Genomic DNA, 20,696 nt, shown 5'->3' on the forward strand with positions numbered 1-20,696 from the left:
ATACATTATAATGAGATTTTTTTATTTATCTCAGCATGATCTTTTGAGTGATCTCTTGTATAGTATTTTTAAGTTTTACAATATAAACACCGGTATTTAATTGGGATAAATCTAATTGATTCGTGTTGCTGTTTGCCTTTAATTGTACGTTATTTACAAGTCTTCCGTGAATATCATACACAGACACCGCTGTATTTTCTTTTAGAAGTCCTTTTACGAATAACACTTTAGAATCAGTCGCGTAAAGTTGCAAACCACTTAATTCGTTCGGGTCGGATGTCGATAATGTGGCTTTTGTGAATCTTAAAAAGAATCTCCCAGTACCTACTAACTTTGAATTTGCAGTAAAGACATAGTCAGATGTGTTTAATAAAGTGAACGTATTATTTACATTGTCTTCTAAATACACTTCAATACCTTCAGGTAACATCGACTTTTCAATACTTACGGTAATTTGCTCACCCTTTGCCATATTAATACCTAAGGGAATAAGGACGTTACTAGTTAAATCCTCAAACGGAAGGGATTGTACCGCTAAATCAATGCCTGTATTATTGTCAACTAACTGCGTATAGATTGCGAAGCTTGGTGCATTTTTACCAAATACGGCAGCGTCGTAGCCTTTGTCCAGTGCTTTTGTTGAATTATCATTAAAGTAGAGTTCTGTCTTATAACTTTTAGCACCGGTATGTATCTTAAGTTGGGTATATGCTGCATTGGTATTGGCAGTTCTATTTGGAATAAAATCATCAGATGTTCCAGTGCTCCGCATTGCGGCATTGAAAGAAATGGTTCCTCCCCCAGGTTTTGAGGCTACAAAAAAACCTTGCCCAGGGGCTATCAGCTCGGTCGCATTGTTATTATTCAAAATCGTCCAACCATCCGATGAATTGCCATCAAACCCATACACTGCTGCAGTATCATCATCAAAAGCAGTTTCGTTTTGATTGAAAAAATCTATAAAACGTATGTAAGACGGATAAGGATTGCCAATGAGATTCCATTTTTGGAAAGCTGTCCCCTCATTTGAAATGGGTTGATTAACGGTTCCTAAGTTGACATCACCAACAAATGTAAAGGTGCCATTAACTATAGAAGCCGCTCTATAGCCAGTACCAGGATTCAGAGTTGTGCTTTCAGTGTCTGACCAGTTTACAAAGGTGCCATCCACTTTTTCAAAGGGACCAAACAAGAATACCGTACCATTGTTATTTCTGATATTATCATTATTAATTACAAATTCACTAAAAGGTTGCCCAGTAACCGGAGCAGAAATAAGATCATTACCCGCTGCGTTGCTATTCACATGGCGCTTATAGGTGACATCTCCAATAGAAGTGCCTTCAACAATTAAACTTGAATAGCGTGTTGAGGTAGAATTTAAGACCAGATTTCCTGGGTTGTCAAGATTATCACCTACTGAGAGATTTTCATTTATGGTGAGGTTACTTTCAGGAGTAATGGTCACGGCGGCTCCATTGGCGATTACTAAATTTTTTATGAATACATTTTCATCTACAGACTCCCCATATTCATTTTTTCCAATGTCATAGGTGCCGTCGGCAATATAGACATTTTGATCCCCGGTTTCATCTGATGGTTTTACCGGAGTCCATTGTTCATTTGAATACTGTATACCGTCGTAGATTAAACTTCCTTTAATGCGACAACCAGGGTTAGTAATACCAAAATCCGTTGTTAACAAAGTCTGTTGGATCGCAAGCATATTTTCTCCAGTTTCACTTCCACCCCAAGCATATAAGCGAAATTTAATCGTACCTCCAAAATCTGATATGATATTAAAACCAGTTACATTGATTGAGGATAAGGGATACTCGTCACCATCATAGGGGAGTAGGTCGGTTACGGCAGAGAGCGGCGCTTCATTTACAAAATCGTTAACGCTATAAAAAATTTGCCATTTTCTAGGGCCGCCCAAAGTTGTGTTTGCTGCAATTCGTAACGCTGAGATTTTGAGTTTGAAATTAGGATCAGCAGTAACGGACCATTCTATAAAATCATTGGCATTTTTAGCGGTTTCTTTATCACCTAGTGCATTCCAGTTATTTGCTGTGAAAGTAGCGCTTAGTGGCGCACCATTTCCCAACCCGGGACCACGTGTAAAACCTATGGCAGACAAGTTATCAGCAAAACCTATAATTGTAGATTGTCCAACAGAGACATTGGCTTTATCTATGGACACAATAACCGGATCTTGCCCATACCCAAAATTAAAAGCAATTACTGTAATTAAAAGAAAGTAGAATTTTTTCATGTGGGGGCTGTGAATTAAATTTGGGTTTTCTGATATGCTAGGGTCATTCTCTTAAGCGGCTATTAGACAAGCAACTATTTAGCTTTATTATTCGCTTAATTTTTGATCTGTAATCTAAAAGTTGTGACAAAAGTAGGAAGTAATTTAAATTTTATGCCTTATTATTTTCTAATTAAGCCCTAAGGAAATATTTACCGATGAAATGCATGAACGCTTTGTTTTGAACGGGATTAAAAGGAAAAAATCCAGTCAAAAGACCACCTTTATTTGGGTCCTTTTTAAGAAAGTGGATGCATATGATTCAATAGTTCCTATTTACTTCCTATGTTTCTTATGTTAGGTTATTGAAAGGCAAATGTTGGACCTTATTTGAGTGCTATTGTTAAGAGAAAGAACACCTAATACTTCCTCATTATTTCCAGAATTAGCTTAGGAACCTGAAAAAGTTTGATTTACTTTGCTTTCTAATGTTAATTTAAAATCCTACACCAATGGCTTGGCACGTCCTCATCACAAAACCTAAATTTGAACTTAAAGTGGCGGAGCGTCTCACTGATCTGCACTTTGAAGTCTGTTGCCCTACCCGAGTTGAGATCCGGCAATGGAGTGACCGCAAAAAAAAGGTGACCGTTCCCTTATTGCCGTCCATGGTGCTTATTAACATCACAGACAAGGAACGTGCCGAGGTGTTTACGGTACATGGTGCGGTTCGTTATCTCTTTTGGTTGGGCAAACCCGCCATAGTACCTTCTAAAGAAGTGACTTTACTCCAGGATATTGCAGATAAAAAGCAACAGGTGCTCTCTACAGAAAAAATAGGCATAGGTCAAGAGATTAATTTAGAAGAATTTGGACTCACTGCAAAAAAAGGCACCGTAAAATATGTGTCGGGGAATCAGTGTTGGGTGGTGCTCCACAACTTGGGCTATGTTATAAAATTGAAAATTAAATGAACGCAGTAAAGGCATTCTCCAAATTAGTTCTATTTTTGCGTCTTCTTAGAGCTAAATCGTATAGCTTGTTTGAAATATAAGTAATTAAAAACCATATAGTTGCATTTTTTTATGTGACTATTCTTGGCGAAGCCATGAGATTATTTAAATAGACAGTGATTAAAATGAAAAAAGTTGCACTTATTACAGGAATTACAGGTCAGGATGGTGCCTACCTTGCCGAATTTCTATTGAACAAAGACTATGAAGTCCACGGTGTCAAAAGACGCTCTTCCTTGTTCAATACCGATAGAATCGATCATTTATACCAAGATCCGCATGAGAAAAATCGCGATTTTTTTCTGCATTATGGTGATTTGACCGACAGTACCAATTTGATCCGATTGGTGAAGGACATTCAACCTGATGAGATTTATAATTTAGCAGCCATGAGCCATGTTGGGGTCTCTTTTGAAATCCCAGAATATACCGGAAATACCGATGGCCTTGGAACGCTCAGAATATTGGAAGCCGTCCGTTTGTTGGGTATGGAGCAAAAAACCCGAATCTATCAAGCCTCTACTTCAGAGCTTTATGGCAAGGTGCAAGAAGTACCACAAACCGAGACCACACCTTTTTATCCGCGCTCTCCGTATGCCGTGGCTAAAATGTATGCGTATTGGATTACGGTCAATTATAGGGAAGCCTATAATATGTTTGCGTGTAATGGAATCCTGTTCAATCACGAATCGCCAATTAGGGGAGAAACATTTGTGACCCGTAAAATCACCAGAGCGGTCTCTCGGATTGCTCTTGGCTTGCAGGATAAAGTGTATTTGGGGAATTTGGATGCCAAAAGAGATTGGGGCCATGCCAAGGATTATGTGAGGATGATGTGGATGATCCTTCAGGCTGATGAAGCTGAAGATTGGGTCATCGCCACCGGAAAGACAACCACAGTAAGGGATTTTGTAAAAATGGCCTTTGCTGAAGTCGGTATTGATGTGGTCTTTAAAGGCACAGGCGTGGAAGAAAAGGCGTTTGTGAGTGCGTGTCACAATCCCGAATTTCAATTGCCTGAGGGTATGGAAGTGGTGAATGTGGATCCTAAATATTTCAGGCCTACAGAAGTTGATCTTTTAATAGGCGACGCTTCAAAAGCCAAGAATAAATTAGGCTGGGTACCGCAATTGGATTTGCAGGATTTGGTCAAGGATATGATGCAAAGTGATGTCAAACTGATGCAGAAAGAGCAGTACTTAAAAGAAGGCGGCCACAAAACGCTTAATTATTTTGAATAAGGATGACTAAAGACGGTAAAATATATATTGCTGGCCATAGGGGAATGGTAGGTTCTGCGGTTTGGCGGGCCTTAAGTGCCTTGGGGTATCACAATCTTATCGGGAAAACAAGTAAGGAACTCGATTTGCGCAATCAAGCTGAGGTGAATGCCTTTTATGAACGTGAGCAACCAGAAGTGGTGATTGACGCTGCTGCGAAAGTGGGAGGCATTTTAGCCAACAGTGAGCATCCCTATCCGTTTTTGATGGAGAATCTTCAAATTCAGAATAACTTGATTGACGGGGCACATCATCACAAGGTAGAGAAATTTATCTTTTTGGGGAGTTCTTGTATTTATCCGAAGCTGGCACCGCAGCCATTAAAAGAAGATTATTTACTGACCGATAGTTTAGAGCCCACAAATGAGTGGTATGCTATTGCAAAAATAGCGGGCGTTAAGGCTTGTGAAGCCATCCGAAAACAATATCAGAAGGATTTTGTGAGCTTAATGCCGACCAATCTCTACGGGCCCCATGATAATTTTGATCTGAAATCGTCGCACGTGTTGCCGGCAATGCTCAGAAAGTTCCATGATGCCAAATTGAACAATGAGACGGTAACCCTTTGGGGAAGCGGTACTCCTATGCGCGAGTTTTTGCACGTAGATGATCTGGCGCGGGCGGTCGTGTATGCGGTTGAAAACGTGCTTCCAGAACATTTATACAATGTGGGTACGGGAACCGATGTGACCATTAAAGACCTGGCAGATACCATTCAGGCTATTGTTGGGCATGAAGGCGCTATTGATTGGGATAGCTCCAAACCTGATGGCACGCCTCGTAAGTTAATGGACGTGTCAAAATTGAACCAACAGGGCTGGCAGGCCAATATTGATTTAAAGTCTGGAATTGAAATGACGTATGCTTGGTTTCTTGAGAATGAAGGCGCTGTGAAGGAGGTCAAATTGTGAAAGGAGATTTTAGATGTTCGATCGCTTTGCTATTAGACGTTAGATGTTAGATGTTAGATTGCTTTGTTGTTGGAAGAATGACTGATGAATAGCGAGTAACGAATAACGAATGATGAATTTCGAATAACGAATAACGAATAACGAATGATGAATATCGAATAACGAATATCGAATAACGAATATCGAATAACGAATATCGAATAACGAATATCGAATAACGAATATCGAATAACGGATAACAGATAACGGATAACGATTAACAGATAACGAATAACGAATAACGAATGATGAATATCGAATAACGAATATCGAATAACGAATATCGAATAACGAATATCGAATAACGAATATCGAATAACGGATAACAGATAACGATTAACAGATAACGAATAACGAATATCGAATAACGAATAACGAATGATGAATAACGAATATCGAATAACGAATATCGAATAACGAATATCGAATAACGGATAACAGATAACGGATAACAGATAACGAATAACGGATAACAGATAACGAATAACGAATAACAAATAAGGAATATCGAACAACGAACAACGAATATCGAATAACGAATAACGAATAACGAATAACGAATAACGAATAACGAATATCGGATAACGAATATCGGATAACGGATAACAGATAACGGATAACAGATAACAGATAACGGATAACGGATAACGAATATCGAATAACGAATAACGAATAACGAATATCGAATAACGGATAACAGATAACGGATAACGAATAACGACTACTGAATTTCGAATAATTAATGTCGAATATCGAATAAAAATAAATAATAGAAATAACAAATGTCGGGACTGCCAATTCCCCTAGAGGTTATAGGGCTTGACAGAAAAACAAGAAGACAACACTGCTAATAATCAATAAAAAATGAAAGTTAAAAATATTTGCTGTATCGGTGCTGGGTACGTTGGCGGACCTACCATGGCCGTCATCGCTCAAAAAAATCCGGATATTAAAGTAACGGTGGTGGATATCAACGCCTCCCGAATTGCGGCTTGGAACCATGACGATTTGGAGCAACTTCCTATTTATGAACCAGGATTGGACAAGGTTGTTGCGGAAGCCAGAAACAGGAACTTATTTTTTAGTACAGACGTTGATGCGGCGATTGAAGCGGCGGATATGGTTTTTATTTCAGTGAATACGCCCACCAAAACCTACGGAAAAGGGAAGGGCATGGCGGCCGATTTAAAATACATCGAGCTTTGTGCACGACAAATTGCAAGGGTTGCCAAATCAGATAAAATCATTGTGGAAAAATCCACTTTACCCGTTAGAACAGCCCAGGCCATTAAAAGTATTTTACACAATACCGGCAATGGGGTCAAATTTCAAATTCTGTCAAACCCAGAATTTTTAGCGGAAGGTACCGCTGTTGCCGATTTGATGGCGCCAGACCGGGTTTTGATTGGTGGCGAACAAACCGAAGACGGCTTTAAGGCCATCCAAGCTTTGGTCAACATTTACGCCACTTGGGTGCCTCAAGAAAATATCTTGACTACCAACCTTTGGTCGTCAGAATTATCAAAATTAACCGCCAACGCATTTTTGGCACAACGCGTCTCTTCTATCAATGCCCTATCCGAATTATGTGAAGTGACCGGCGCTGATGTCAACGAGGTGGCCAACGCGATTGGAAAAGACAGCAGAATCGGACCTAAATTTTTAAAAGCGTCTGTCGGTTTTGGAGGCTCTTGTTTTCAAAAGGATATTTTGAACTTGGTATATATCGCAAAATCTTATGGCTTGGATGCGGTGGCCGATTATTGGGAACAAGTGATCATCATGAACGACCATCAAAAACACCGCTTTGCTTCCAAAATCATTCAAACCTTATACAATACCATTTCAGGAAAGAAAATCGCATTTTTAGGCTGGGCCTTTAAAAAAGATACGAATGACACGCGGGAGTCGGCCGCTATTTATGTGGCAGACCAACTTCTGGAAGAGCAAGCTTCTATTGTCGTATTTGACCCGAAAGTGACCAAACAAAAAATGCAAAGCGACCTTAATTATCTCAACACACGTTCTGAAGAAGATAACGCACAGTATCTGACCACAGTTCCTGAGCCTTATGAAGCCTGTAAAGACGCACATGCCATCGCGATATTGACCGAGTGGGATGAGTTTAAAACCTACGACTGGCAGCGCATTTATGACCAGATGCAAAAACCGGCCTTTGTGTTTGATGGCCGTGGTATTTTAGATCAGTCACAATTAAAAACTATAGGATTCCAAGTCTATGTCATCGGAAAATAACAGCCTTTCAAAAACCATCTTGGTAACCGGCGCCGCTGGCTTTATCGGCTTCCACGTATCCAAAGCCTTATTGGCATTGGGCCATAAGGTTGTTGGGATCGATAATCTTAACGATTATTATGATGTCAATTTAAAACTGGCACGATTGGCCGAGTTGGGGATAGACAAGGAAGAAGCCATTCAAGATCTGAATGTTACGTCAAGTACCACTCATGATAGCAAAATGATATTCCTCAAAATGAATTTGGAAGACCGAAAGGCGCTCCCAGAGTTATTTAAGAAGTACAACTTTGATGTGGTCTGCAATTTGGCGGCCCAAGCGGGCGTGCGGTATTCCTTGGAAAATCCTGAAGCCTATGCCGATAGCAATTTGACGGGTTTTTTAAATGTCTTGGAATGTTGTCGCCATACAAAAGTTCCGAAGTTGGTCTATGCCAGCAGCTCCAGTATTTACGGGAACAGTGATGCGGTGCCTTTTGAGGAAACGGCCAATGTAGACCATCCCATCAGTCTTTACGCCGCCACCAAAAAGGCCAATGAACTGATGGCACATGCCTACAGTCATTTGTATGGTTTTGAAACGATCGGCCTCCGATTTTTCACGGTCTACGGCCCTTGGGGACGACCAGATATGGCCATGTTTTTATTTACGGAAGCCATTATCAACGGCCAACCTGTTAAGGTATTTAATAATGGCGATCTCTCTCGAGACTTCACCTATATTGATGATATTGTTTCTGGGATTCTTGCAACGCTTTTAGAAACTTCGGATAATACCTCGCTTTACAAACTCTACAATATTGGCAACAGTCAGCCTGTCCAACTTTTAGAATATATTGAGGCTATTGAAACCGCACTGGACAAAACCGCCATTAAAGAAATGCTGCCGATGCAACCGGGAGATGTCAAACAGACTTATGCCAACGTCAACCTGTTGAAAAAAGATTTTAAGTACCAGCCTAAAACGGAAGTGACCCAAGGGATTGCTGCTTTTGTGGCGTGGTATAAGGGGTTTTATGATATCGGGCGGTAATTTAAATGAGTGAGGTATGAGCGCGGCAACTTGTCAATAGTAAATTGCCTGCCCGACTGCAGCTTTTGCGAAGGCGGGAACTTGAAGTGTGTTCTAAACAAGAAACAAGAAACAAGAAACTAGAAGCTAGAAGCTAGAAGCTAGAAGCTAGAAGTGGGAAGCGGAAAGCCAAATGGTAAAATTTTAAAATTCCAAGTTCCAACTGCCAAATCATCATCGTGAGCGTCATTGCGAGTGAGGTACGAGCGCGGCAATCTGACTGTTGTTAGTAGAAATTGGATTAAGCTTGAATTGGAAGTTGAAACACCAAATGACAACTCCTTAAAAATGTTAATTTGAAGTCTGCGGAAATCTGCGTTATCTGCGGGAAATTTTTTGAGTGAAGTAGTCGTTTTTGGAGTGAATCTCCGAGTCCGCAAAGTGAACAAGTTGAAATTGAAATTGAACTTGAACTTGAAGTGTGTTCTAAACAAGAAACCTGAAACCTGAAACCTGAAACCCCCTTTAACCCCATGAAAAATTTCGCACTAATCGGTGCATCTGGCTATATCGCGCCACGGCACATGAAAGCCATTAAAGATACCGGCAACACCTTGGTGGCTGCTTTGGATCCTTATGACGGCATTGGGGTGATGGACAGTTATTTTCCACAGGCCAGTTTTTTTACGGAGTTTGAACGCTTTGACCGCTTTGTGGACAAATGGCGCAGAGACAGTGGGAATAAAATCGATTATGTGTCTATCTGCTCACCAAACTATTTGCATGATTCGCATATTCGGTTTGCCTTGCGCAGTGGTGCCGATGCCATTTCTGAAAAACCTTTGGTGCTCAATCCGTGGAATATAGATCAGCTGAAAGTCATTGAAAAGGAGACCGGAAAAAAGATCCACAACGTGCTTCAGTTACGCCTGCATCCAACATTGATCGCTTTAAAAGAGAAGATTGGAGCGGAGTTAAAAAACAACCCAGACAAAGTCTATGACATTGACCTGACCTATTTGACCTCAAGAGGCAAATGGTATTTTGTATCCTGGAAAGGGGACGAATCAAAATCAGGAGGGATTGCCTCCAACATCGGCGTTCATTTTTTTGATATGCTCAGTTGGATTTTTGGAGCTGTTACAGAAAATATCGTTCACATAAAAACGGCAGACACAAATGCCGGTTATTTAAAATTAAAGCACGCCAATGTGCGGTGGTTTTTATCCGTAAACCACGACCATATTCCGGACGCGGTTAAGAATAAGGGACTTTCTACGTATCGTTCAATCACAGTAAACGGTGAAGACATAGAATTTAGCGGTGGCTTTACAGACCTGCATACCAAAAGTTATGAAGCCATATTAAAAGGCGACGGGTTCGGACTTGATGATGCTTATGGCTCCATCACTACCGTTTCTGCCATCAGAAACTTGGATCCTGTTGGATTAAAAGGCGATTACCATCCGTTTTGTAAAAAGATGAAATGAGTTAAATCTCAAATTCCAAATTGCAAGTACCAAATACCAAGTGCCAAGTACCAAGTACCAAGCACCAAATTCCAATTGATAAATCATAATCGTGAGCGTCATTGCGAGTGAAGCACGAGCGCGGTAATCTGTCTGTTGTTAGGAGGAAAATGAAATCATTTCCCGCAGATGACGCAGATGCTCGCAGATCTTAGTTTAGAAACAAGAAACAAGAAACAAGAAACACCAAACACCAAACCCAACCCATTCCTATGAGTGATTTTTTTGTCCACGACTCCAGTTATATAGATGCCGATGTCACTATCGGAAAAGACACCAAAATCTGGCATTTCAGTCATATTATGGCACATACCACCATAGGCGACAATTGTTCCTTCGGGCAAAATTGTGTGGTGGGGCCTAATGTTGTCATTGGTAATAATGTCAAAGTTCAGAACAACATCTCTATTTACGAAGGGGTGGAAGTGGAAGATGATGTGTTTATTGGTCCGTCCGTAGTTTTTACCAATGTGATCAATCCGCGGAGTTTTATTGTCAGGAAGCAGGAGTTTCGAAAAACGCTGTTAAAAAAAGGCGTTTCTATTGGCGCCAATGCGACTATTATTTGTGGAAATACTCTTGGTGAATATGCCTTTATCGGCTCAGGAACTGTAGTTACCAAAGATGTTCCCAATTTTGCCTTGGTTGTGGGGAATCCTGGGCGTCGAATAGGCTGGGTGAGTAGAGTTGGGCATATGTTGACGTTTAATGAACAGCAGGTGGCCACATGTCCAGAGACTGGGGAGACGTATCAGTTGAAAGAGGATGAGGTTGTTGCATTGAGAGGATGAAATTGAAATTGAAATTGCCTGCCCGTCCGTAGCTTTTGCGAACCTGACTGTCGGCAGACAGAGGCGGGAAATTGAATTTTGTTCTAAATATGAAACAAGAAACACAAAGCCAGAAGCCAGAAGCCAGAAGCTGGAAGCACGAACCACCCCCTAAGCGTCATTGCGAGTGAGGTACGAGCGCGGCAATCTGTCAGTTGTTAGGAGTAAATTGCCTGCCCGTCCGTAGCTTTTGAGAAGGCGGGAATTTGAACTTGAACTTGAAATTGAAATTGAATTTTTTCTAAATAAGAAACAAGAAACAAGAAACAAGAAACAAGAAACAAGAAACACGAAGCTAGAAGCTAGAAGCTGGAAGCACGAACCTCCACCTAAGCGTCATTGCGAGTGAGGAACGAGCGCGGCAATCTGTCTGTTGTTAAGATTAAATTGCCTGTCCGACCGTAGCATTTGCGAACCTGCCTGTCGGCAAATAGGGGCGGGAATTCAAAGCTGAAAGACCAAATGACAACCCCCTAAAGTATTAGTATCGCTATTTTAACTTAAAGTCTGCGGAAATCTGCGCTATCTGCGGGAAATTTTTAAGTAAAGCAGTAGGTTCTTAAGTGGGCACTTCGACTGCGCTCAGTGTGACAGCAGGTTGAAGTTGAATTTGAAGTTGAATTTGAAGTTGAAGTTGAAATTGAAGCGTGTTCTAAACCCGAAACCCGAAACAAGAAACAAGAAACAAGAAACTAACAACCCAATAGTGAACCTAAAAACCGCCATAACCGCAGCCTTAGAAGCAGGAAAAGTAATTCTTGACATCTATCATTCCGATGACTTTGGAGTGGCACTTAAAGATGATAAGTCACCTTTAACTAAAGCAGACATCGCGGCTCATAATATGATCATCGCTTATCTTAATGAGACTGGCATTCCTATTCTTTCAGAAGAAGGGAATTCCATACCCTACAACGTTCGGAAAGACTGGAAGCAGTTGTGGATTGTAGATCCATTGGACGGTACCAAAGAGTTCATTAAACGCAATGGCGAATTTACCGTCAATATCGCGCTGATAGAAAATCAGAAACCAGTTTTGGGCGTTATTTTCGTTCCGGTCTCAGGAGAGCTGTATTTTTCAACAAAAGAAACTGGTGCTTTCAAAGTCACCGTAGATCTCAACAATTTTGAAGTAGATGCTTTGATGGAAAAATGTGTGAAGTTACCAATCCAAAGAGAAGATAAAACTTTTACTATCCTGGCGAGCCGCTCACACAGGTCTGTTGAAACTGATGACTATATCAACGCCATGCGCATAAAGCACGGTACAGTGAATTTGATATCCAAAGGCAGTTCGTTAAAGTTTTGTATGGTTGCAGAAGGGCTGGCCGATTGCTACCCACGTTTTGGACCAACGATGGAGTGGGATACCGCTGCAGGACAAGCTATTTGTGAACATGCGGGTTTTGAAGTTATGGATTGGGAAACTCAAAAAACCATGTTATACAATAGGGAGGCGCTTCTGAATAACTGGTTTGTGGTGGGAAAATAATTAAATGGATAAAATAGGGGATTCTCAATATTATTGTAGTTTTGCAGGCTTTTAAAAACGCTTTTAATAGCGTTTTGTCTTTTAGGATAAGTAATTGTATGTCATCATATTAATTAATTTAATGTGAGTGATGGTGGCGAAGCCATTCCTAAAGATGCTTTGCTATAAATTAAAGGATGGAACCAAAAGTCAGGACTAAATCAATTACTATGGTTAGGCCAACAACAAAAATAATATTCGTTTTGTTAAAATGAACATACATCAAACGAAAATATACCTAAACCCAAAATTAAACCATACAATCATCCCATCTCCTTTTGTAATACCTATCAAATGAATCTCATCAACAATTTCAAATACAGACCTGAAATCGATGGACTCAGGGCCCTTGCGGTATTAGCGGTGCTTTTTTATCATGTAGGTTTGGGGTTTCCTGGCGGCTATATTGGGGTTGACATATTCTTTGTGATTTCAGGATTTCTTATTACCTCTTTAATCATCAAAGAGATTGAGCAAGATAAATTTTCGTTTATCCAGTTTTATGAACGAAGAGTACGACGCATTTTCCCTGCTTCCGCAGTATTGATGTTGAGCACTGTAATAACGGGCTGGTTTCTTTTACTACCTTCAGATTTTATTGGTTTAGGAAAATCAATAATTAGTCAATCGTTCTTTAGTTCTAATATCTACTTTTGGAGGAATACCAATTATTTTGCTGAAGCTGCTGGGTTACAGCCGCTACTTCACATGTGGTCCCTTGCCGTTGAAGAGCAGTTCTATATGATTATGCCCTTTTTTATATGGGGGCTAATGAAAGTTCTAAAAATAGGATCGAGAATCAAATTGATTCTTTTTTTAGGAATGTTGTTTTGCGCTAGCCTAGCTTTGAGTATTTGGTCATTACCTAGGATGTCTGCATTTACCTTTTACTTACTTCCTACACGAGCTTGGGAGATGCTGATAGGTTCTCTAGTAGCTTTAGTTCCGACTATTGGATTGATAAAAAAGCGTTCCGTAAGAGAAGCATTAGCCTTTATAGGATTATTGGGCATGATTCTGCCCTGTTTTTTATACACAAAAGACACCTTGTTTCCGGGTCTAGCAGCGTTACCTCCTTGTTTAGGAGTAGCATTCTTCATACTGGCATCCTCTCCGCTGCCTAATGGCAATATTCCTATGACGGCAAAATTATTTACGTGGCGCCCTATAATTTTTATCGGCCTCATCTCATATTCCCTGTATCTCTGGCATTGGCCGCTCGTTGCTTTTTCAAAATATTGGGCACTGGAAGAGTTTACAACGTTCTATAAGTGGGGTATTGTGGCATTGAGTATAATTCTAGGAATAGCTTCTTGGCATTTTGTTGAAACTCCTTTTCGCAAGAAAAATATTGCAAGAAGCAGAAAACCATTATTTGGGTATGCCATAATTGCATCCTCAATACTTATAATCGGTGGGTCATCATTAATAGCGATGAACGGTTTTGCAGGACGTTACAGTGATAGAGTTCTCGTCTATGAAAAATCGAAAGAAGATTCGCTACTTGAAAATGTTATGAACACACCACTTGATCTTGAAGGTGCGAGATTGGGTGAATTTCCGATTTTTGGGAACTCAAACTTAAATACGGTTAATGTTCTTGTATGGGGAGACTCCCATGCAAAATCTATTTTACCTGCCGTTATAGAAGCAGCTGGAGATTTTTATGTCGTCGGTTCTGCTTGGCATAGTAGTACTGCACCTATACTGAATTATGTACCTCCGCAGTTTGCTGCTGAATTTTCCTTAGGAGATAATAGTCCTACATGGGCAGCTGCAATTGTAGAACAAGTAGAAAAAAAACAGATTCCTAATGTTTTACTTGCTGCAAGATGGAGTGGCTATTACAAGACGGCATCTGAACAAATGGAGGAAAATAATTTGTCTCTCATTAATTTTAATAATAATTTATTGAAGACAGTAAAATCTCTAAGTGAAGCAGGTGCTCAAGTATGGATTCTTAGAGAAGTGCCTAATCATCTTGTTTCTGTGCCTAAAGCTCTGATAAAAGGGGAGGTGTTTGATGCAGACATATCTGAATATGCATGTACAATAGGTCAGTTAATTGATCAGAATGAGACTTTTGACGCTTTGAAAATGGAATTAGAATTAGCAGGAGCTAAAATATTGGACACTTCAGAGTTATTGCTTGATCAAACTGAAAAAAAATACCGGATGGAATATAAAGGTGTGGCTTTGTACTATGATCAGCATCATCTTTCAATTAATGGTGCAAAAAAAGTAAAAGGAGTTTTTGATCCTATTTTTTCACAAGCGAAAGCCAAAGTAAATATAGTTAACAATGAAGGAGAATTATAATGGCTAAAGGTTCTAAAATAGCCTCTTTAGATACCGAAGATCTGGGGCGTAAATCTATGCGTTCAGGAATGGTTAACATGGGGGCGCAAGGTGTCTCTGTTGTTTTACAGTTAGCTTCAACGGTTATACTTGCACGGATGCTTACCCCTGATGCCTATGGGTTATTAGGTATGGTCATGGCTGTTATTGCATTTGCTGGGTTATTCCGCGACTTGGGGCTAAGTACAGCAACAATACAGCGAAAAAATCTGAATGCGCCACAAGTAAGTGTTTTATTTTGGGTGAATGTTGCTATTGGGCTTGGACTTACAATTACATTAGCGTTGTCCTCTCCTTTGGTTGTTTGGTTTTATGAAAGACCAGAACTAAAATGGATGACCGTTGTATTAGGTGTTAATATTTTGATTTCTAGTTTGGGAGCGCAACATTCTGCTCTATTGACTCGCAACATGCTATTTAAAAAGTTAAGTATTGCAAGAATTTCCAGTGCATTGGCCAGTTTTATAGTGGCATTAGTTGGAGCTCTTAATGGATTAGAACATTGGGCTTTAGTATTAGGTGCGGTTGCAGCTTCTTTTACCTATACCCTCATGGTATGGTTATTCTCTGGATGGATACCTGGATTGCCAAGCAGGAATACAGGTAGCCGAGAAATGATAAAATATGGACTGAATTTAACCGGTTTTGAATTTGTGAATTATTTTTCGAGAAATCTTGATAATATTTTAATTGGTAAAGTTCTAGGTTCTGAAATATTAGGCTTTTATAGTAGAGCATACCAGTTAATTATGTTTCCTATCTCAAATATTAGAACACCTTTAGCGTCTGTTGCGCTCCCTGGTTTAAGCAGTTTACAGGCTGAAAAAGACCGGTTTCGTTCCTATTACACGCAGCTATTGGGTGTATTATCATTGGTAACGATGCCTATTGCAGCCTTAACTTATGCGGCAGCTGATCCAATTGTCAGAGTTGTTTTGGGAGATAATTGGGCACCTGTAGTGCCCATAATGAAATGGTTGGCCGTTGCCGCATTTTTACAGCCAGTTGCTGGCTTGTTTGGTATTGTTTTATTGGCATTAGGCCATGCAAAGCGTCATTTGCACTGTGGACTAATTTCTGCAGTGGTCGTTTCAATTACATTTCTTATTAGTGTTCAATACGGGGTGGTTACTTTGGCAATTGCATATGCCATTTCAGGTTATGTTCTATTTGTGCCCATTTTTTTATATGCCGCAAAGGGGTCTGGTATAACATTGGTTGATTTTATAAAAGGAGTTTGGCGTGCAGCTTTGGCGGCTATAGTCGCCACGATTTTACTTCAAGTGCTTGATGTGTCAATGATATCAGAAAGTAGCTTTATAGATCTTATACTCGTAGGTTTAGAATTTGTATTATTTTATATAGGATGTATTATTATTCTGCCTGGCGGCAAGGCGCAATTATTAAAACTTTTTAATCGCCTTAAGCATGCCGTTTCTAAAAAAAAGTAATTAACAAGCATATATGACTTTTAATAATAATCAATTATCTGTATTACTTACTAATATTCAGGAGCGTTCTGCTCAAGGGGCATGGAAATCCTTAGATAAAGCTAGAATACCTGTTATTTTATCTACCACAGCTAAGGGACTACTTTTAATGGACCGTAAAGAAAATGTTGAAGTCCATCCTTGCCCTGATACTGAATTTTATGACTTTAAAAATTGGGTATATTCGAAAATAAATAGTGACAATGGCTTACTAATTTTACCCATCAATGAAGCTATTATGTTTGCTTGTGATACCTTAAGAAAAGCACATCCAGAGATGGCTAATAGGTTTATAATGCCATCTTCATCCTCTTTACACTATACTTTAAGTAAATTCAACGCTACAAAAGCGGCGATAAAAGCAAATATCAAAACTCCGGAAACTTTTTTTATAAAAGAATCGGGATCTGATGTCATTAATTTACCTTCTAAGAGCCTAAAATATCCACGGATCTTAAAATGGGATAATGTATTAAATCCTGAAGGAAACTATGAAAAAGGCAGTTTGCGTGTTGTGGCGAACACTATAGAGTTAGAGGATTCCGCCGCTGAATTGGCACCATCAAACTGTAGTATCATTCTTCAAGACATGGTTCCCGGTCATGGTGTTGGCGCTTTTTTTCTACGTCAAAATGGGAAAATTCTCCTTCGCTTTGCGCATCGTAGATTACATGAAGTTCCTTGGACTGGGGGTGTATCAGCATATTGTGAGAGTTCAGATGATCAAGAGGTTTTAGAAGCAGGAGAACGTATGTTAGAAGCCATAAACTACGAAGGTTTAGCGATGGTGGAATTTCGTAAAGAAAACGGGAAGTCGCCTTTGTTTCTCGAAATCAACGGACGTCTTTGGGGTTCATTAGGTCTCGCACTAAAGGCTGGAGCTGATTTTCCCAAAGCAATGGTTGAGTATCATTGTCAACAAAAAACGTCGGTTAAACAACCTTCTTTGAAGAATAAAGTCCGCTGGCACGAGCCAGGGTTTGATATGATGTTTCTGCAGTCATTATGGACAGAACAGTCTAAAAGCAGAAATGAGACTGCACCAAAACTTAAAGGACTCTGTCAGGTCATTATTAATTTCATTAACCCAAATATTGGTAACGATTGGATGCGGTTGAACGAGCCAATACATACTTCTAAGCGCTACTTACGTCTCGTAAAACATCAATTATCCTATTTAAAAAGAGCCATCATTAGAAGTCTGGAAAAGGAAAAAACTTCATCTATCGTAGAAGAAACGGCTTTACGTACACAAATCTTAGGTAAGGATTTACATAGCGTTCAAAATATTCTTTTTGTCTGTTATGGGAATATATGCAGAAGCCCTTACACTGAGTTAAAATGGGAGCAGTTGAGATTAGAAAATCCACAGCTTCCCAAATCTATATCAGTAGGCTTTCATGATAATGTTGCACGTACAACACCTGCTCGGTTTCAATCGGTGGCACGCAATTTAGGCGTTGAGTTAACCAATCATAGATCGCGTCGCATCACAGAGGAGTTAGTAGAAAATGCCGATTTAATAATTGCCATGGATCAGCGTAATTTGCAAGATATACAACGTGAATTTCCAGAGGCGATGAAAAAAACAATATTATTGGGTGCCATTCATACCTCTGCAAATCCTGAAATCTTGGATCCGTACGGGCAAAAGATTGGTACAGGTGGGCAGATTTATCGTCGTTTGGATATAGAATTGGACCATTTGAAAAATTCAATCTTGCAATAATGATAATAACTTGGATTATTCCTGATACTTATGGGTTTCTATTGGATGAATTAGAAGAGTTAGCAATTAGAGATGTAAACATTCGTGTGCTTTCAGGTAAACCCATTCCAAATAATGTGAATAAACGACTTCCAAGTGTCGCGTTTCATTATTGTCCTGAGCGATCAATTCTAGTAGATAGTTTATTTCAAAGGATTTTTGACCCTTTATGGAATACGTATACATGGAGACTTCCACGGCATTCTTATCATACAAAACCAATAGCAGGAATTTATAAGGTTTTGTTAGATTTAGAAAAGGAACACCCTAGTGATGTGATTCATTCGCATTTTGGGTATCCTGGAGGTTTGGGTGGAAGCCTAATTGATATGCCGCAAATATTGACCTTACGAGGCTATGACATACTCACCACTGGAAACTATGGTGCCTTATGGAATTACTTTTTTCGTCATAACTTAATAAACAGCTATTCTAATAAAGGAATCGTTAATGGTGGTAGTGGCTATACCGTAAGTAGAGCGAAACAGATTCTAGGTTCTCATGCTGATATACGGTGTTTAAAGGAAGGTCTTTCAGTAGTATCCTTTGCGACAGCAGGGGTTCATACCAGGAATTCACTTGGAATAAAGGTTCGAGATACCGTCATATTGAGTGTTGGTAATTTAGTGGATGTAAAAAACCACGAATTAATGATCGAGGTCTTTGCAGGTTGTTCTTTAAAAGAGATAGAAAATAGTTCTTTGATAATCTGTGGCGATGGACCATTACGAAAAACGCTTGAAAAACAATGTGAGACACTTGGTATTGCCCAGCGGGTTATATTTATGGGACAGTTAGAGAGAGAAGAGCTAAGCGATATTTTTGAATTGTCTGATATATTTATACATACTTCAATGTCTGAAGGCTTTGGGAATGTGATTTTAGAAGCGATGTTGTTTAGACTTTTAGTTGTTGCCAGTCCAGTTGGTGTTGCGCCAGATGTCATTACTCACAAAGAAAATGGGTTTTTACCTGAGCTTGGTGATAAAGCAAGTTGGATAAGTTGCTTAAAGGAAGCAATTACTACTCGCAAAAATTACACTCAAGTCTTGGAAGTAAATAGAAAATTGGTGTTAAGAGAATTTGGAATGGACAAACGGATTGACGCTTACATGAAGCTATATGAAGAAGCTATTGTTACTAGAAATTAGGCATTTCAACTATGAATAAGGAGAGAACTAAGTCACTTTGGTTAAATTTGGCACCTTCACTTCGTGAGTTCTTAACGACTAACCTCATGGTATCTGATGCTGTGGAATTGCAGAACGCCACTTTAGACAACTTTCCAGAAAAGCCATATAACTACCACGTAGTTTTTGCTCAGTTGGATAAGGATTTTCTTAGTTGGCAGAGATGGTATTTTCAGTGTTTTTCACACCAACTCCATGACCATGGCTACTTTTTTTTAAAGGGTTATAAAATTCCTAATCTAAGTTCAGGATTAAAGTTTTTTGTTCCTGCATTATTACGTTGGTTTTTATGGCATTTAGCTACCTTATTTCAAAACCCGTCAAGACAAAAAAAGCTCTTATCATCAAAATTTCTTGCAATGGCTGAAACCTACGGGCTTTATTTGGTGGCATTTCCTACTGAGTTACAATTTCTGAAAAACCATGGTATCGTGTTTCAAAAAAAAGAAATCGCCGAGGAAAAGAAGCAGCAGCAATTATATAATAAGGACTTCTTATTAAAACAAGTTCAAACGCAATACTTAGATAGAGCCATTACAAATACTTCTTTTTCCTATAATGATATCGAGCTTACTTCTGTTTCTGAATTATTGGCTCCTAAAAACAGTACAATACTTGTGCTCTCACCGCATCCAGATGATGAATTAGTGGGCTGTGGAGGCACACTTTTAGCATTGGCAGAAGCAGGTGCAAATATTCATGTTTTACAAATGACTGAAGGGGTTACCTGCAGTGGTCTTAAAAATGAGAATGAAGCTATTAAAAGAACAGTAAGATGGGAAGAAGCTAAAGCCGTGGCTAATGGATTTGGTTTTATACAGTGTTATTGGAGTACAAATACAGATGCTGAATTAATTAATAGTAACGAAAATAGAGATAAATTGCACAGTTTATTACACAACTTAAAACCTGAGTTAATTTTTGTGCCTTCAGATCTAGATCATCATCCAGAACACCAAGTCGCATTTCAGCTTTTTTCAGAAGTCAGGAAACAGTACCTATCTGAGATTATAGTATTGAAATATCCCGTTTGGGGAACACTGAATACAATAACTCATGCCATTGATGTTACAAATTACAGCCAAGAGGTATTGGAAGCGATGTATCTCTATAAAACAGCTATGAAAGCGGAAGATTACAACGCCCGCCTCCAAACGCTATGGGCTTACCAAAGTTTATTGGTTAATGGAACTTCCGAAAAACATGTTGAAGTGTTTTCTATTTAAAGTAATGTT

14 protein-coding genes are annotated in these 20,696 nt (G+C 39.4%); 13 read left to right on the top strand and 1 reads right to left on the bottom strand.

All coding sequences use genetic code 11. The annotated features are described in order from the left end of the window. Positions 1–25: 25 nt before the first annotated feature. Positions 26–2,275 (bottom strand): T9SS type A sorting domain-containing protein, encoded by a 2,250-nt coding sequence (locus A9996_RS09390; RefSeq protein WP_066433651.1) that lies wholly within the window; start codon positions 2,273–2,275, stop codon positions 26–28. A 491-nt stretch (positions 2,276–2,766) separates the two neighbouring features. Here A9996_RS09390 and A9996_RS09395 point away from each other — a divergent pair, with 491 nt between their 5' ends. The 13 genes from A9996_RS09395 to A9996_RS09455 all read left to right on the top strand — a co-directional run bounded on the left by A9996_RS09395 (position 2,767) and on the right by A9996_RS09455 (position 20,687). Then, entirely contained in the window at positions 2,767–3,228 is a 462-nt protein-coding gene (locus A9996_RS09395) for a transcription termination/antitermination NusG family protein (RefSeq protein WP_066433655.1), read from the top strand. 164 nt (positions 3,229–3,392) lie between these two features. Then, positions 3,393–4,508 carry a GDP-mannose 4,6-dehydratase gene (gene gmd, locus A9996_RS09400; RefSeq protein ID WP_066433658.1) on the top strand — a complete coding sequence of 372 codons (1,116 nt, stop codon included), beginning with the start codon at positions 3,393–3,395 and terminating at the stop codon, positions 4,506–4,508. A gap of 2 nt (positions 4,509–4,510) precedes the next feature. After that, entirely contained in the window at positions 4,511–5,458 is a 948-nt protein-coding gene (locus tag A9996_RS09405) for a GDP-L-fucose synthase family protein (protein ID WP_066433662.1), read from the top strand. Between the two features lie 903 nt (positions 5,459–6,361). Continuing rightward, the gene (locus A9996_RS09410; protein WP_066433666.1) at positions 6,362–7,753 is read left to right on the top strand and encodes a UDP-glucose 6-dehydrogenase; all 1,392 of its coding nucleotides are present in this window, start codon (positions 6,362–6,364) and stop codon (positions 7,751–7,753) included. Continuing rightward, entirely contained in the window at positions 7,737–8,786 is a 1,050-nt protein-coding gene (locus A9996_RS09415) for an NAD-dependent epimerase/dehydratase family protein (RefSeq protein ID WP_066433674.1), read from the top strand. The genes A9996_RS09410 and A9996_RS09415 overlap by 17 nt, the downstream gene beginning before the upstream one ends. A 512-nt stretch (positions 8,787–9,298) precedes the next feature. Next, positions 9,299–10,255 carry a Gfo/Idh/MocA family oxidoreductase gene (locus A9996_RS09420; RefSeq protein ID WP_066433678.1) on the top strand — a complete coding sequence of 319 codons (957 nt, stop codon included), beginning with the start codon at positions 9,299–9,301 and terminating at the stop codon, positions 10,253–10,255. A 251-nt stretch (positions 10,256–10,506) separates the two neighbouring features. Continuing rightward, positions 10,507–11,085: an acyltransferase gene (locus tag A9996_RS09425; protein ID WP_066433681.1), complete on the top strand. Its 579-nt coding sequence runs from the start codon at positions 10,507–10,509 to the stop codon at positions 11,083–11,085. A gap of 745 nt (positions 11,086–11,830) precedes the next feature. Further along, a complete protein-coding gene (gene cysQ / locus A9996_RS09430) occupies positions 11,831–12,616 on the top strand; it encodes a 3'(2'),5'-bisphosphate nucleotidase CysQ (protein WP_245905315.1) in 786 nt (261 codons plus the stop codon). A 333-nt stretch (positions 12,617–12,949) separates the two neighbouring features. After that, on the top strand, positions 12,950–14,974 hold the full coding sequence (locus A9996_RS09435; protein WP_066433684.1) for an acyltransferase family protein: 2,025 nt from the start codon (positions 12,950–12,952) through the stop codon (positions 14,972–14,974). After that, on the top strand, positions 14,974–16,464 hold the full coding sequence (locus tag A9996_RS09440) for a lipopolysaccharide biosynthesis protein (RefSeq protein WP_066433687.1): 1,491 nt from the start codon (positions 14,974–14,976) through the stop codon (positions 16,462–16,464). Before A9996_RS09435 ends, A9996_RS09440 begins: the two co-directional genes overlap by 1 nt. Positions 16,465–16,477: 13 nt before the next feature. Further along, positions 16,478–18,232, top strand: coding sequence for an arsenate reductase/protein-tyrosine-phosphatase family protein (locus A9996_RS09445; protein WP_066433695.1), 1,755 nt, complete (start codon positions 16,478–16,480; stop codon positions 18,230–18,232). Next, positions 18,232–19,422 carry a glycosyltransferase gene (locus A9996_RS09450; protein ID WP_066433699.1) on the top strand — a complete coding sequence of 397 codons (1,191 nt, stop codon included), beginning with the start codon at positions 18,232–18,234 and terminating at the stop codon, positions 19,420–19,422. The genes A9996_RS09445 and A9996_RS09450 overlap by 1 nt, the downstream gene beginning before the upstream one ends. Positions 19,423–19,433: 11 nt before the next feature. Further along, entirely contained in the window at positions 19,434–20,687 is a 1,254-nt protein-coding gene (locus A9996_RS09455; RefSeq protein WP_066433701.1) for a PIG-L deacetylase family protein, read from the top strand. The last annotated feature ends 9 nt before the right edge of the window (positions 20,688–20,696 follow it).

The sequence above is a fragment of the Gelidibacter algens genome (assembly GCF_001678675.1).
Lineage (GTDB): Bacteria > Bacteroidota > Bacteroidia > Flavobacteriales > Flavobacteriaceae > Gelidibacter > Gelidibacter algens.

Coding starts and splice junctions, on each gene's coding strand:
- A9996_RS09410 (WP_066433666.1), top strand. CDS start 6,362: ATGAAAGTTAAAAATATTTGCTGTATCGGTGCTGGGTACGTTGGCGGA.
- A9996_RS09455 (WP_066433701.1), top strand. CDS start 19,434: ATGAATAAGGAGAGAACTAAGTCACTTTGGTTAAATTTGGCACCTTCA.
- A9996_RS09390 (WP_066433651.1), bottom strand. CDS start 2,275: ATGAAAAAATTCTACTTTCTTTTAATTACAGTAATTGCTTTTAATTTT.
- A9996_RS09405 (WP_066433662.1), top strand. CDS start 4,511: ATGACTAAAGACGGTAAAATATATATTGCTGGCCATAGGGGAATGGTA.
- A9996_RS09445 (WP_066433695.1), top strand. CDS start 16,478: ATGACTTTTAATAATAATCAATTATCTGTATTACTTACTAATATTCAG.
- A9996_RS09440 (WP_066433687.1), top strand. CDS start 14,974: ATGGCTAAAGGTTCTAAAATAGCCTCTTTAGATACCGAAGATCTGGGG.
- A9996_RS09450 (WP_066433699.1), top strand. CDS start 18,232: ATGATAATAACTTGGATTATTCCTGATACTTATGGGTTTCTATTGGAT.
- A9996_RS09425 (WP_066433681.1), top strand. CDS start 10,507: ATGAGTGATTTTTTTGTCCACGACTCCAGTTATATAGATGCCGATGTC.
- A9996_RS09435 (WP_066433684.1), top strand. CDS start 12,950: ATGAATCTCATCAACAATTTCAAATACAGACCTGAAATCGATGGACTC.
- A9996_RS09395 (WP_066433655.1), top strand. CDS start 2,767: ATGGCTTGGCACGTCCTCATCACAAAACCTAAATTTGAACTTAAAGTG.
- gmd (WP_066433658.1), top strand. CDS start 3,393: ATGAAAAAAGTTGCACTTATTACAGGAATTACAGGTCAGGATGGTGCC.
- A9996_RS09420 (WP_066433678.1), top strand. CDS start 9,299: ATGAAAAATTTCGCACTAATCGGTGCATCTGGCTATATCGCGCCACGG.
- A9996_RS09415 (WP_066433674.1), top strand. CDS start 7,737: ATGTCATCGGAAAATAACAGCCTTTCAAAAACCATCTTGGTAACCGGC.